Below are 13,038 nucleotides of genomic sequence, written 5' to 3'. Positions count from 1 at the left end.
TTTCGGAATAGTGTAGGCTGATAACCGTGGCACGGCACGGCATCTTTCCGAACAAACTACCCACGTTTAATTTCTGGGCATCATGGGCATATTCTGCATCATTCGCTGCCGGAAATCGGCCATGCCTTTCCGGCGGATCTGATCCATTTCTTCAGCCGACACCACTTTAGCCTCTTTAGGTGGCTGTACGGTCGCTTCGGCTACCGCTTCCGTAGAAATTGTCGTTGCCTTATAGGACTCGTTATCCGACTCGATCTGCAGCACGACTCCCTTCGGCGGTGTCAGGTCAGCGACGGGCGAATAGGTAAACGGCAAATCGGTGGTGTACCAGATGGTATAGGGCGCTTTCCGATGAATCGCCGTGGCTTTGTGGCATACATAACCAGCAATTTTTTTGGTCTTATCGACCTCCTTCCAGTCGGTCACTGCGGGCAGCGGTTTTTCCGAGCGATAGATCTGGCTCACGGAATCTTTCTTCACGGTCAGCACATCGATCCGTTGCCGATTCGCCAGATCCAGATAGGTGGTTTGCTCGAACGGGGGTGTCATTCGCTGCCCCCCTTCCCGCCGGGGTCGCCGTTCTGCAGTCGGATCACCGCTCCCGTCGCCACCACCTTCGCCACCCGCCCGGTTGAAACGCATCATCCCTCCCTGCGGACGGTCGCGCTCTTCTTTGGCCATCGTGCCGGCAAACACCAGTTTCTGCGTGAAGGTCACTACGTTGGTTCCGCCTTCAGCCGGCTCCCCTCCTCCGGCATTACCCGGACGCACATCCTGGCCGTTGACATTCATTCGCATTTGCGAAAAATCAACCTGGCGCATGCCTTCGTACGTAATTTTACCCGCCATAGGGGTCTGGCCGTATACCGTTGACGCGCACAGGCCAACCCAGGCAACTACAATGAGAGAGCGTTTCATGTCCGAATAAGCGATTTTGGAAGTAAACGTTGCATTTTTTTTACGACTCGTTATCAAAATCTTTTTAAAAGCGGCTAAATCGGCGCTGAGTCGGCTGTTTTGGGTTATGAGTGCCGGAATCCGAAATGCCCTTTTGTGGCCCTTTCAGCTGAGCTTTTCTTCCAGGCAGCCAGTGGAAGGAGGCCCTCAGCTGCCTTTATTTTCTGTTCGACAATAAAGTTAACAGGAAGTTTATCCGCCTGAGCAAATAGAGTGTACGATCGAAAAATTGGTGGATTTCTTCACTTCTGGATGCCAGCCAGCGCCAGACTGATAGAAAAGACTTACCAAACAGACAGGCAGTCAAATGGTTCCACTAGCATGGCATCGACGAAAAAAGCAATATATACAGCCCTGGGGGCCAATCTGGCCATTGCCACTACCAAGTTCATTGCCGCTGGTGTTACGGGAAGTTCCGCCATGGTTTCCGAAGGGATTCATTCACTGGTCGATACCCTCAACGAACTGCTGCTGCTGCTCGGCATGAAGCGGAGCCAGCGCCCGCCCGATGAGCGAAGACCTTTTGGATACGGGCGCGAACTATATTTCTGGTCGTTCATCGTGTCGGTATTGATCTTTGCCGTGGGGGGTGGTCTGTCTTTCTACGAAGGCATTACGCATCTGCAAAACCCGAAACCGATGGAAAATCCGACCTGGAACTACATCGTGCTGGGTGTTGCTATCGTGCTGGACGGCGCGTCGCTGGTTACGGCATTCCGGGCGTTTAACCAGCAGCGCGGCAGTCAGCCTTTCTGGTCGGCGGTAAAAGCCAGCAAAAACCCGGCAACTTTTGTGGTTCTTTTCGAAGATGCCTCCGACGTACTGGGCCTCCTTATCGCTTTCCTGGGGATTTTTCTGGGTCATGCGTTGAACAACCCTTATCTGGATGGCGTCGCTTCAGTCCTGATCGGGCTGCTGTTGACGGTCGTTTCGGTTCTGCTGACGCGGGAAAGCCGCAGTCTGCTCATGGGCGAAGCCGCCGACAAAGCCATTACGCAGAAAATCATTGAAACGACTGAAGCAAACCCCTCGGTACTTAAATCCGTGCGTGCGTTTACGTTTCAAATGGGGCCCGAAGAAATTGTGCTGATTCAGCAGATCGCGTTTCAGGAAAACCTGACCAACGAAGATACCATTCTGGCAATGACTCAGATCCGGCAGGCAGTTCAGGCAACTGAGCCGTCCATCCGACAGGTTTATATCGAACCCGTTCTTTTGACAGAACCGGCCACTGGATGAAGCGGATTTTAGGTCATTTATTTAATCCTGTAAACCCTGTCAGAAACAGAAAACCACTTCCTATGCAACGCATCGTTTCTGTCGTGCCGTCTCAGACTGAACTGCTGTTCGATTTAGGTCTGGATGAGGAAATTGTCGGTATTACAAAATTCTGCGTCCATCCAGCCGATAAGGTGGCGACAAAAATCAGGGTGGGTGGCACCAAAACCTTACATCTCGACGCCATTCACGCGCTGGCCCCGACCCTGATTCTGGCCAACAAAGAAGAAAACACGCGCGATCAGATCGAAATACTTCAGCAACACTATCCGGTTCATGTTACGGACGTACATACGTTTCCGGAAGCGCTCGCCATGATCCGGGAAGTTGGTATCCTGGTCGGAAAAGCGCAGGAAGCCGAAGCCCTCGCCCACCAAATCGAAACATCCCTTTCCCCCACGCCCTCTGCCCCTAACTCAACCGTCGCTTATTTCATCTGGCGAAAACCCTACATGGTAGCAGCCAACGACACGTTCATTCACGCCATGCTGGAGCGGGCGGGTTTTCAGAACGCCTTCGCCTGTCGAAGCCGCTATCCGGAAGTTACCTCGACTGATGTACAAGCTGCCAACCCAGACCTGATTTTTCTCTCCTCCGAACCCTATCCGTTCGTGGCTAAACATCTGACCGAGTTCCGGGAGATCTGCCCAACGGCGCGCGTGATGCTGGTTGACGGGGAGGTATTTTCGTGGTATGGCAGCCGATTATTGCGGGCGTCGAACTATTTTAGGAACTTGCGGACTGAAATTGTCCGGCACGATTCATGATTACCGACATCTCGCAACTCGACCCAAACGGCACATACACCTACGCCGACTACCTAAAATGGCAGTTCGACGAAAGCGTAGAGCTAATCAAAGGTAAATTGTACCGCATGTCGCCCGCGCCTAAGCGAGCCCACCAACTGGCTGTTAGTCATTTACTCGTGGACATTAGTAATTATCTGGGCGACAAACGTTGCGACGTATACACGGCTCCATTCGATGTGCGATTACCTATTCGTACTGATCGTAAGCCCGATCAGTTGCATACTGTGGTGCAGCCCGATATCTGCGTCGTTTGTGATCTCAGTAAGTTGGATGACGATGGTTGTCTGGGCGCTCCGGACTGGATTATCGAAATCACGTCGCCCCGGACAACCCGCAATGATTTCCGGGAGAAATTTGATCTATACGAAGAATCGGGCGTGCGCGAATACTGGATCGTTCAGCCCAAAGAGAAAGCCGTAAACGTATATGTACTCGAAGAGGGGCGCTATGCGCTGGTCGACGTGTACGAATCGGGTGACATTCCCAGTTGTATTTTTCCGGACCTGCTTGTGTCACACGAGCGTATTTTTCGTTAGATGCTGCCTACCAACGATACCCTGTCGATTGCTTCCGTCAACCTGATTTTGTTTGCGGCCCGAAAACTGGGTGCCGACAGTGACGCCCTGGCGCGCACGGTCGGTATTAGCCCCGAACAGCTCCGCGACCCCGACGGACGTATACGGATTACGCAGGTACAGGCGCTGTGGCGCGAAATCACAGCCGCTACCGGCGACCCGACGATTGCGCTGAAACTGGGGGAAATGATCAATCCCGTGGCGATTGGGGTGCTGGCCTATGTGATGATGCACAGCCCAACGCTGGGCCGGGCGTTCGATAAACTCTGTCAATACCAGGATATTGTTTGCGAAGGCATTGCCACAACGGGTCACCGGACGGCGTCAGGCAATCAGTTTGTCTTAAATCTGCGCATTACCAGCCGCGATATTATTTATCCCGAACACACACTTAATTCAGAACTGTCGGTGTATTTGTCAGCCATGCGGGCGTTGACGGGTTTGCCCATCACGGCCGATGAGATTCGGTTTGCTTACCCCCGCCCGGCCGATATCCGTGAACATGAGCGTGTATTTGCCCCCGCCCGCCTGGTCTTCGACGCGCCCGAAACGGCGATGATCTTCGATGCAGCTCTGCTCGACATGCCTGTATTAAACGCCAGCCCAGCCTTGTCTATACTGTTCGAGAAACACGCAAACGACCTACTCACCCGACTGAAAGCCCCTTCGCTCAGCCGCCGGGTTAAAGCGGAAATCGTGGCGATTATGAAAGGGGAAGAACCGACGCTGGCGGCTGTCGCCGACCGGCTGGCAATGGGAGTACGGACTCTGCAACTCCACCTGAAGGAAGCTGGCACGTCGTATCAGCAGTTGCTGGACGAAACCCGCAAAGATCTGGCAGTCAGTCATCTGCGTGAGCATCAGTTAAGCACAACCGACATTGCTTACCTGTTGGGCTTTGCCGAACCCAGTGTTTTTTTCCGGTCCTTCAAAAAATGGACCGGCCAGACACCCGGCGCTTTCCGGCTCGCACAGGCATAGAGTTAGAGCAGGCAAGCCGGTCTCTCAACCCGAAACCTGTCTATTTACAGCGACCAACCGCGGGCTTCGCCGGTAGTCCGGTCGGCCACACAACAAACACAACCCTATGAAGACGAAAATTATACTCCTGTTCAGCTTACTCCTTTCATTACCAGGATTTGCGCAACAACATTCAGAACAAAAGCATGATAAGTACATCTGGCCGACCGATGGAGCCGTCAGGCAGAAGCTTCAGAACTGGCAGGATATCAAGTTTGGGCTGCTGATGCACTGGGGCACCTACAGTGAATGGGGCATCGTTGAGTCGTGGTCGCTATGCCCCGAAGACGAAGGCTGGTGCGAGCGCAAAGGGCCATACGCAGCCAATTGGTACGACTACAAAAAAGCGTACGAGAATCTGCAGACGACGTTCAACCCCGTTAAGTTCAACCCTGAGCGCTGGGCCGATGCGGCCAAACAAGCGGGCATGAAGTACATGATCTTCACGACCAAGCACCACGACGGGTTCTGCATGTTCGACACGAAACAGACGGATTATAAAATCACCGACAAAAAAACGCCGTTCTCGGCCAACCCGCGCAGCAACGTGACGAAGGAAATTCTTGGTGCATTTCGGCAGCAGGGCTTTATGGTCGGCACGTATTTCTCCAAACCCGACTGGCACACCGAGCATTACTGGTGGCCCTATTTCCCACCCAAAGACCGCAACGTCAGCTACGACCCGAAAAAATACCCGGACCACTGGAAGAAGTTCAGCGATTTCACTTACAACCAGATCCAGGAGTTGATGACCGACTACGGGAAGGTCGATATCCTGTGGCTCGACGGCGGTTGGGTTCGTCCGTTCAGCAGCATCGACTCAACCATCAGCTGGCAGCGGAGCATTCCCTATAATCAGGACATCAACATGGCCCGGATTGCCGGGATGGCCCGCCAGCACCAGCCCGGCCTGCTGGTAGTCGACCGGACGGTTTCGGGTGAGTTTGAAAACTACGTAACGCCCGAGCAGTCGATTCCCGATCACTACATGCCCATTCCGTGGGAAAGCTGCATGACGATGGGCGATAGCTGGTCGTACATTCCCAAAGAGCGGTTCAAACCTACCCGCAAACTCGTGCAGACGCTGGTGGATATCGTTGCGAAAAACGGGAATCTGCTGCTCAACATCGCGCCCGGTCCGGACGGCGAATGGCACGAGGAAGCTTACCAGCGGCTACGGGATATTGGGCAGTGGATGGCCGTCAATGGCGAGTCCATTTACGGTACAAAGCCGCTGGCACCGTATCGGCAAGGGCAATGGGCTTTTACTTCAAACGGTAAGTCGATGTACGCTTCGTATCTACCCGGGGAAACGGAGAATCAGCTTCCGGCCCGCTTGACCCTGCCAGCCATCAAGGTCTCTCCGACTGCCAAAGCCACACTTCTCGGCACTTCGCAGGCACTGAAAATCACGAAAACAGCCGATGGACTGAGCGTGATTATCCCGGAAAAAATCCGGCAACAGCAGGCCGGACAACCGGTTTGGGTACTGAAAATCAGTTAGGTTATATGGAAGGCGTTTACCCATCAGGGCAGGCTGACCTGTCAATCAGCAACCAAGTGCGTTACAAATTTCCCAGGCTGGTATGCTTGAAGCTGTCGGAATATTTCAGGCCGTAGCCGAACATACGGTCCATGCTCGAATGAGCAAACAATATTATTCCCGTCAGCATCAGCGTCTGGTTTCCCAGCATTAGCCCCAGCAAGCCAATCACAATGCCCAGCCCTTTATGATGGGCTATATTGTACAGTACAGCACCGATCGCCGGGTTGATTGCGTAACCAATCATACTCACATCGGGTAGCAGCAGCAAAGCCGGAAACCACCACCAGGCAAAATTCAGGTGGGAGAACAAATAAATAGCACCCAGAAACTGGATCAACTCTTCGGACTTCAGTAGCGTTTTCATTGACTTTCAAGATGTTTAAAGAGTGGAAGTGCTAGTTACGGGCGTCAACCAGCGGGGCGTTTTTTGCCGGAACGAAGGGTCGGTTTGCTAAAGAAGCAAACCAGCTCAGGGTTTCAGTCAACGCCTGGTTCATAGGCGTAGGGTTAAAGTCGGGAAACTGAGCATGTATTTTCTCATCATTTAGCAGAATAGTATTTTCGTACAGGTATAGCATCTCTTTTACCTCCCGAAGAACAGGCATAAACCAGCCTAACAGGCTGATCGTTAACCGGCTATACAACTTGACTTTCAACGCCGTGCCCGTCAGCGACGTAATCTGTTCGAACCACGACCGGACGGAGGGCAGCGTGGTTCCCCCATAATTCCAGACCTCGTACGGCTTTGTCGGTACCGGATCGGTCTCCCACTGACGGAGCAGCAACCGAACTATAATCTCGGCAGCATCTTTGGTATAAACAGCCTGGTGAGGCCTATCGGCGTTTACGAGCCAGGGGAGGGCATTGCCGATCAGGGCATTTTCAAAAATAGGCTTTACCCCTTCATTCAGCACATTCGGCCCCCAGAAATCGGGCAGACGAACGTTGATCACCCGGCATTTTCCGGCATTAGCGGCTGCTTCCAGCCCAGCCTCCAGCTCCACCCGCAACTGTCCTTTACGGGTACATGGATTGGGTTTGCTGTCTTCCCGGATAGGCTCCGGCGTATTCCCGAAGTTGTAGACGTTGCCCGGAAAAACGATAGTCGAATGGTTTTGACCGGCTGCATCGATCACTTTTTCCGTAGCCCTATCCATGTTGCCAAACCATTTATTGTAGGGGTAATTGATACCATGAAAAATGAAATCCTTCCCGGTAGCAAGTCGACTGAGCAGGTCAGCATCCTGAACGTCTCCTTCGACAATGGTGAGCGTCGGTTGATTTGGAAAAAGTGATTCTGCTTTAGCCCGGCTACGAACCAGAATGGTGACGGGCAACTGACGGGCCAGCAGATTCGCAGTCACAGCGTAGCCAATGCTGCCGGTTGCACCCAGCATCAGAACATGCGGTGTCGATTTATCGGAGGTCGTTTTCATGACAGTTTTGAGTCGATTAGTACGCTACAAAGGTCTGGCGAAGTGATGGGGCAGCGGCTGACAAAGGGCGAAAATCGAGTGACCGATTGCGAAAAAGTGCGGCTGTCGGACCGAGCGCAACAATCGTACATGCAGCCATCCGATAGCTCTGTGCCAGAACTTTTTGTGAGTAGCAACGCCAGCCCGGAAACCTGCGTAATCGATATAACGTTGTCATCAACGATCGATCTTTCAGGAACTACGTTTTCATGAAACACATCTCGCTGCTTGTTTTCCTATTGGCCTTTTCAGCCTCGACGCTGGCTCAGGAAGTGGTGATTGATACCAGCTATTATACGCCCCCGGCCCAGCGTCGGCGGATTCTCAGGGCCGACCCTGATCAGAATCCGGGTGGGCCGTGGCAGTCCCCCAACAGTTCCGATCGAAATCGTGAAGTCGGCAAAGACCACCTTCCGGACTTAGCCGAGGTACAGACCTGGTACGTCAGTGCAGAAGGCGGGTTTCGCAACGATGCCAGCACACTCAGCAACTCGTTCGGTGGCTTGATGAGCAACCCCTCTTCGTTGAAATCCGTCTGGGGTGCGTTGCTCGGGTACACGTATCGCAATGCATGGTCGGTCGAAGCAGGGTATACGCATGCCCCCACGCACCTGACGATCTCGATCGCAAACGGGCAGAGTCCGCTGGTTTTCACTTACCAGAACGCGGGTTTCGGAATTCCGGTGCGGCTGAAACGGCGAATCGGATCGGCCAGACGAGCGGCTAACGGTACAGGGTTCTGGCTCACGGCCGGCGCCTGGCTGATTCCGAATGGCGATAGCCAAATGGACGGTTTTCAACTGATCGGCTACAGCCGTAACAACCGGCTTCGTACGACCGACACCCTTCGCCTGAACAACACGACTACCCTTGCCCGGATTTCAGGGCTGGCCGAAGTTGGAGTCGATTATACCGTACGGGTCTCGCCTTTTCTGGAACTGGGCTTTTACCTGCGAAAATACTGGGGATTGGGCAACGCGCTTCGTTCCGATGTGGTCTATAAGGTCAACAGCACCTCCGAAACCCGCTCGTCGCTCACGGCCAACGGTACGGGCCTGGGATTTGGCGTAGCGTTACGGTACATTTACGGTCGTCAGCACGAACTCAAAAAAGCGGCACGCCTGGATTAACTGAACTGGTGAAGACCGTCTGATCCGCTTTACAATTCCTTTATGTCAAGCCATTAACGAGCCGCCACTCACATGCGCTTTCAGGTTTATGCCCCTTCCGACAGACTCAAATCGTGCGTAAAGCAGTTTATCGTTTCGGAGTCCGATGCGGAGAAAACCTATAAAGTTCTGCCTAACACGGGGCTGGTGATGGGCTTTCAGTACCGGGGTAAACTGGCTTATCTGGACAAGGGAGTCGAAACAGACCTGGCAACCGCTGGCATTACCGGAATTCAGCCTACGTTCCGCCTGTTCAGGAACGCGCCGGCAACGGGCTCCGTGCTGGTTATTTTCACCGAAACCGGCGCAGCTTCCTTTTTTAAACATCCGGTTCACGAGTTGTTCGGCGAAAGCCTGTCGCTCGACAATTTCATGGCTCGATCACACCTTGATGCCATCGAAGCGCAGTTAACCGAGGCTACCGACGATTCGACGCGGCTCAGGATCATCGAACAGTTCCTGTGGTCACAACTTCGGAATATGACCGCCGATCCGCTGGTGTTGAAGGCAGTGCAGTACATACTTCAGTCGGGAGGAACAATTCGGATCAAGACACTACTGGACCAATTATGCATCAGCCAGAGCCCACTTGAGAAGCGGTTTCGGAGCCTGGTCGGTACGTCTCCGAAAAAATTTTCATCGATTGTCAGAATGCGTCAGGCACTGCAGTTACTGGGTGACCAGCAAAGCCTGACACAAACAGGCCTGGCCGCCGGATATTTCGACCAGGCGCATTTCAGCCACGAGTTCAAAGCGTTTACGGGCGTCAGTCCGGCCGAATTTCTGCTCACTGGGCCGTGCGCTCAATGAAGCGAAAAACGATTTTTTACAAGCAGACCGCCGACCGTCTGCCGACTTTTGCCTTGAACTAAACAACGCAATCATGTTGGTCGAAGAACGAATCAGGCGCGCCTACGCCACTGCCCAAAACTACCCTGACCTGGCCCAAAAACTCATTGAAGCGGGTGTAGAGTCTTATACCGTCGAGGTTTCTTCCGGCATCGTCCTTTACCGACTGGCCGAGGGCGCTACAACCTTACACGCGAATGGGATTGAACCGAGACCTATCGCTCCAACGTTCGATCAGGCAAAAACCGTACAAGCCATTCGCGCTAATCAGACCGGAGAAATCGATTATCCTGGCTTTATGGAGGCCATTGCCCAGGCTGGAGTTCGTTTTTACGACGCTATCCTGAACGGGGCTGACAAACGGGTAATTTACGTGGGAGTCGGCGGCTGTTATGAGGAAACAATTCCCATAAACTAATTTCAATCGGCACTGGCCTCAGCCGAAACAGTTTCGACGGTAGCTACCCGCGCCATATCGTCCCAAAAGCTAGGGTACGATTTGGCCACTACGCCCGGTTCTTCGATACTAATTTCTTCCCGCATCGCTACGGGCGCGAATGCCATCGCCATCCGGTGATCGTCGTAGGTAGCAATCGTAGCCGGCAGCTTCGGTTTGGTATTCAGCTGGCGGACTTCGTAGCGGTGATTTGGCTCAACCTCAATCAGTTCTGCGCCTATTTTCCGGAGTTCGTTCTGAAGGGCAGCGACGCGGTCGGTTTCTTTAATTTTCAGGCTCTCAATCCCCGTCAGCGTCAGCCGTACCCCTGTCACGGCGGCACAGACAGCCACCGTCTGCGCCAGGTCCGGGCAGTCGGTAAAATCCCAGGCCAGTGACGATTCGGCCGGCCGTTTTGTCAATCGAACTCCGGCATCGGTAAACGTGCTTTCAACGCCCAGTGGTCGCATGATGTCGACAATGGCACTGTCGCCCTGTAAAGATTTGGCTCTGAGGCCCAGCAAATTGATCTCAGCGGTTTCATCGTTCGCCAGAGCTGCTACGCTGTACCAATAACTGGCTCCCGACCAGTCGGACTCAATAGCGTAAGACTTTGGAACATAAGGCGTTGGCGCAACGGTAATCGTTTTGGCATTCCAGTCTGCCCGAACGTCTGCACCAAAATAGATCATCTGTTCGATCGTCATGTCGATGTATGGGCGCGATCCAATAGCGCCTGTCAGTTCCAGCGTCAGTCCGGCAGGAAGCATAGGTGCAATCATGAGCAGGGCTGAAATGTACTGGCTGCTCACATCGCCCCGAATCTGCAGGTGGTTCGTTGCCGAGGCCGAGAAGCCGTCGATCTGCAGGGGCGGATACCCATCCTTTTTCAGGTAAGTGATGGCTGCCCCAAGCGTGCGCAACGCATCGACCAGAATTCCAATGGGTCGCTCACACATGCGTGGGGTACCCGTCATGATTTTTTGTTTACCCGTAACGGCGAAGTAGGCCGTCAGAAAGCGCATGGTCGTTCCGGCGTCCAGCACGTCCGCTGTCGAATCGTCTGCTTTTAGCAGTCGGATCATCGTCTGCGTGTCGCGGGCAGTAGATAGGTTACGCAAATCGCAGCCAAAGCCGGTCAGCGCGTCGATAATCAGCGCCCGGTTGCTTTCGCTTTTCGAGGACGCCAAGGGTATGGTCGCCTGAACAATACCGGGCTGTGTCAGCGTAGCGGGAGGAAGTAAACGAACAGCGTTCAAGAGATAAACAGATAGGTACTGGCACAAAATCGTTCGCAAAAAAACGAAAAATCGGCTACATTCCGGTCATAATTGACTTAGGGCGCGGTACAAAAGCCGCTTTTCGTTATGATTCACTTTATCAATGCCACCGTTTTTACGGGAGAAGACTGGCTGACCAACGCATCCGTACGCGTCGATCAGGCTCGTATTCAGGAAATTACACAGGCCTCACTGTCGGAACCAGCCACCGACTCATCGGTTGTCGATCTGGCCGGCGATTATCTGCTTCCGGGGATGGTCGACCTACAGCTATACGGCGGTTCGAACTTATTTCTAAACGATATTCCGACGCCCGATACGGTCCGGCATATTTACCATTCCCACGTCCAGAATGGTACGACGACTCTGCTTCCGACCATTCATTCCACCTCCCTCGCCATCATGCGCCAGTCGATGGAAGCCGTGGCGACGGTGCGCGCCGAAAATCCGTTTGGTGTGCCGGGCATTCACATCGAAGGACCGTATTTCAATCCGATCAAGCGCGGGGCTCACAGCATGGCCTACGTGCGAACGCCCGCCGACGGTGAACTGGAAACCCTGTTCAGTACCCATGCCGACAGCATTCGGATTCTGACACTGGCTCCGGAAATTCTGACGCCCGAGCAACTTAACACCATCAAAGCCCTGAAGCATTCCAATACGCTGCTTTCGCTGGGCCACAGCAATGCCACCTATCAACAGGCTACGGCCGCGTTTAACGAGGGAATCCCGCTGGCGACGCACCTGTATAACGCCATGCGTGGTTTCGAAAGCCGCGAGCCCGGCATCGTGGGCGCGGTATTCGATCATCCGACGGTTAGGGCGAGCATCATTGCCGACAGCTACCACTGCAATCCAACCAGTATCCGAATCGCCTACCGACTGCTGGGCGAGCGGCTCTTCCTGATATCGGATGCACTGTTTGCGAATCCGCCCCGGCCCGAATTTACGCTGGAGCAGTTCGTCGTGCATTTCGAGCCCGATGCCAACGGTCCGGGGCGGTACGTGAACAACGAAGGAAACCTGGCCGGGTCGGCCATTACCCTGATCGACTGTGTACGGATTGCAGTTGAACAGGCGGGCATTCCGCTCACCAATGCCCTGCGGATGGCGTCGACGATTCCGGCCGACATTATTGGCCTGGGCGACCAGCTGGGCCGGGTTCAGCCGGGTTATGTGGCCAACCTGATCCGGACCGATGCCTCGCTGCAGGTAAAAAACGTCTGGGCTTCGGGTACACCTGTCCGTTAAGCCTGCCCAATCGGCCTGGTCGTCAGACGGTAGCTCATTCGTCGGCTCGATCGAGCTATTCGACCGCTCTGTTCCTTCTCCTGAATGTCAACTGATTACATCGGGCCAGGTGCTACCTGGCCCGATGCGTTTATCTAACCCCCACCGACCTGACCCGGCCATCCCCCTTTTCAAACTGAGTATAAATACGGTTCCACTAGAAAATACCAATAAAAATAGTATCAATAATATACTGTGCTGTATTTATTAAATAAATTAATATTATATTCTGTAAAATGATTTGCTATTGTAATTATAATTGGCATATTTGATAAAGTACAACAAATTATTACTCTCGATTCGTGCGCACGATTAAGTAGAGAGCTTACGTATTCGGAAAGCAGACAGGTGGCG

The 13,038-nt window shown here is 53.5% G+C and carries 13 protein-coding genes; 9 read left to right on the top strand and 4 right to left on the bottom strand.

Annotated elements, in window-relative coordinates:
* Window positions 1–66: 66 nt before the first annotated feature.
* Window positions 67–918: a GLPGLI family protein gene (locus tag ACYVC2_RS20950; RefSeq protein ID WP_461105362.1), complete on the bottom strand. Its 852-nt coding sequence runs from the start codon at window positions 916–918 to the stop codon at window positions 67–69.
* Between the two features lie 360 nt (window positions 919–1,278).
* On the opposite strand from ACYVC2_RS20950, the gene ACYVC2_RS20945 reads away from it, so the two are divergent.
* The 5 genes from ACYVC2_RS20945 to ACYVC2_RS20925 all read left to right on the top strand — a co-directional run bounded on the left by ACYVC2_RS20945 (window position 1,279) and on the right by ACYVC2_RS20925 (window position 6,143).
* A complete protein-coding gene (locus ACYVC2_RS20945; protein WP_461105360.1) occupies window positions 1,279–2,196 on the top strand; it encodes a cation diffusion facilitator family transporter in 918 nt (305 codons plus the stop codon).
* A 62-nt stretch (window positions 2,197–2,258) separates the two neighbouring features.
* Window positions 2,259–3,002 carry a helical backbone metal receptor gene (locus tag ACYVC2_RS20940; RefSeq protein ID WP_461105358.1) on the top strand — a complete coding sequence of 248 codons (744 nt, stop codon included), beginning with the start codon at window positions 2,259–2,261 and terminating at the stop codon, window positions 3,000–3,002.
* Window positions 2,999–3,580 carry a Uma2 family endonuclease gene (locus ACYVC2_RS20935; protein WP_461105356.1) on the top strand — a complete coding sequence of 194 codons (582 nt, stop codon included), beginning with the start codon at window positions 2,999–3,001 and terminating at the stop codon, window positions 3,578–3,580. Before ACYVC2_RS20940 ends, ACYVC2_RS20935 begins: the two co-directional genes overlap by 4 nt.
* The gene (locus ACYVC2_RS20930; RefSeq protein ID WP_461105354.1) at window positions 3,581–4,600 is read left to right on the top strand and encodes an AraC family transcriptional regulator; all 1,020 of its coding nucleotides are present in this window, start codon (window positions 3,581–3,583) and stop codon (window positions 4,598–4,600) included.
* Window positions 4,601–4,706: 106 nt separating this feature from the next.
* A complete protein-coding gene (locus ACYVC2_RS20925) occupies window positions 4,707–6,143 on the top strand; it encodes an alpha-L-fucosidase (RefSeq protein ID WP_461105352.1) in 1,437 nt (478 codons plus the stop codon).
* 61 nt (window positions 6,144–6,204) lie between these two features.
* Here the strand turns inward: ACYVC2_RS20925 and ACYVC2_RS20920 are convergent, their stop codons facing one another.
* Both ACYVC2_RS20920 and ACYVC2_RS20915 read right to left on the bottom strand, forming a co-directional pair.
* On the bottom strand, window positions 6,205–6,549 hold the full coding sequence (locus ACYVC2_RS20920; RefSeq protein WP_461105350.1) for a DUF4260 domain-containing protein: 345 nt from the start codon (window positions 6,547–6,549) through the stop codon (window positions 6,205–6,207).
* A 31-nt stretch (window positions 6,550–6,580) separates the two neighbouring features.
* The gene (locus tag ACYVC2_RS20915; RefSeq protein ID WP_461105348.1) at window positions 6,581–7,621 is read right to left on the bottom strand and encodes an NAD(P)H-binding protein; all 1,041 of its coding nucleotides are present in this window, start codon (window positions 7,619–7,621) and stop codon (window positions 6,581–6,583) included.
* A 248-nt stretch (window positions 7,622–7,869) separates the two neighbouring features.
* Here ACYVC2_RS20915 and ACYVC2_RS20910 point away from each other — a divergent pair, with 248 nt between their 5' ends.
* The 3 genes from ACYVC2_RS20910 to ACYVC2_RS20900 all read left to right on the top strand — a co-directional run bounded on the left by ACYVC2_RS20910 (window position 7,870) and on the right by ACYVC2_RS20900 (window position 10,096).
* The gene (locus ACYVC2_RS20910) at window positions 7,870–8,790 is read left to right on the top strand and encodes a hypothetical protein (protein WP_461105346.1); all 921 of its coding nucleotides are present in this window, start codon (window positions 7,870–7,872) and stop codon (window positions 8,788–8,790) included.
* Window positions 8,791–8,862: 72 nt separating this feature from the next.
* Window positions 8,863–9,639: a helix-turn-helix domain-containing protein gene (locus ACYVC2_RS20905; protein ID WP_461105344.1), complete on the top strand. Its 777-nt coding sequence runs from the start codon at window positions 8,863–8,865 to the stop codon at window positions 9,637–9,639.
* Window positions 9,640–9,712: 73 nt separating this feature from the next.
* Complete coding sequence (locus ACYVC2_RS20900) at window positions 9,713–10,096, top strand: DUF1398 family protein (protein WP_461105342.1); 384 nt, start codon at window positions 9,713–9,715, stop codon at window positions 10,094–10,096.
* Between the two features lie 2 nt (window positions 10,097–10,098).
* On the opposite strand, the gene ACYVC2_RS20895 is transcribed toward ACYVC2_RS20900, so the two are convergent.
* Complete coding sequence (locus ACYVC2_RS20895) at window positions 10,099–11,373, bottom strand: 3-phosphoshikimate 1-carboxyvinyltransferase (protein ID WP_461105340.1); 1,275 nt, start codon at window positions 11,371–11,373, stop codon at window positions 10,099–10,101.
* Between the two features lie 108 nt (window positions 11,374–11,481).
* Here ACYVC2_RS20895 and nagA point away from each other — a divergent pair, with 108 nt between their 5' ends.
* Window positions 11,482–12,645 (top strand): N-acetylglucosamine-6-phosphate deacetylase, encoded by a 1,164-nt coding sequence (gene nagA, locus ACYVC2_RS20890; protein WP_461105338.1) that lies wholly within the window; start codon window positions 11,482–11,484, stop codon window positions 12,643–12,645.
* Window positions 12,646–13,038: the final 393 nt, after the last annotated feature.

The organism is Spirosoma koreense (assembly GCF_054777875.1).
This window is presented reverse-complemented; position numbering and strand designations above follow the sequence as displayed.

What these genes read in the sequence shown, in the direction of transcription:
- ACYVC2_RS20920 (WP_461105350.1), bottom strand. Translation starts at nt 6,549, where the DNA reads ATGAAAACGCTACTGAAGTCCGAAGAGTTGATCCAGTTTCTGGGTGCT.
- ACYVC2_RS20900 (WP_461105342.1), top strand. Translation starts at nt 9,713, where the DNA reads ATGTTGGTCGAAGAACGAATCAGGCGCGCCTACGCCACTGCCCAAAAC.
- ACYVC2_RS20950 (WP_461105362.1), bottom strand. Translation starts at nt 918, where the DNA reads ATGAAACGCTCTCTCATTGTAGTTGCCTGGGTTGGCCTGTGCGCGTCA.
- ACYVC2_RS20930 (WP_461105354.1), top strand. Translation starts at nt 3,581, where the DNA reads ATGCTGCCTACCAACGATACCCTGTCGATTGCTTCCGTCAACCTGATT.
- ACYVC2_RS20940 (WP_461105358.1), top strand. Translation starts at nt 2,259, where the DNA reads ATGCAACGCATCGTTTCTGTCGTGCCGTCTCAGACTGAACTGCTGTTC.
- ACYVC2_RS20910 (WP_461105346.1), top strand. Translation starts at nt 7,870, where the DNA reads ATGAAACACATCTCGCTGCTTGTTTTCCTATTGGCCTTTTCAGCCTCG.
- ACYVC2_RS20905 (WP_461105344.1), top strand. Translation starts at nt 8,863, where the DNA reads ATGCGCTTTCAGGTTTATGCCCCTTCCGACAGACTCAAATCGTGCGTA.
- ACYVC2_RS20915 (WP_461105348.1), bottom strand. Translation starts at nt 7,621, where the DNA reads ATGAAAACGACCTCCGATAAATCGACACCGCATGTTCTGATGCTGGGT.
- ACYVC2_RS20945 (WP_461105360.1), top strand. Translation starts at nt 1,279, where the DNA reads ATGGCATCGACGAAAAAAGCAATATATACAGCCCTGGGGGCCAATCTG.
- nagA (WP_461105338.1), top strand. Translation starts at nt 11,482, where the DNA reads ATGATTCACTTTATCAATGCCACCGTTTTTACGGGAGAAGACTGGCTG.
- ACYVC2_RS20925 (WP_461105352.1), top strand. Translation starts at nt 4,707, where the DNA reads ATGAAGACGAAAATTATACTCCTGTTCAGCTTACTCCTTTCATTACCA.
- ACYVC2_RS20935 (WP_461105356.1), top strand. Translation starts at nt 2,999, where the DNA reads ATGATTACCGACATCTCGCAACTCGACCCAAACGGCACATACACCTAC.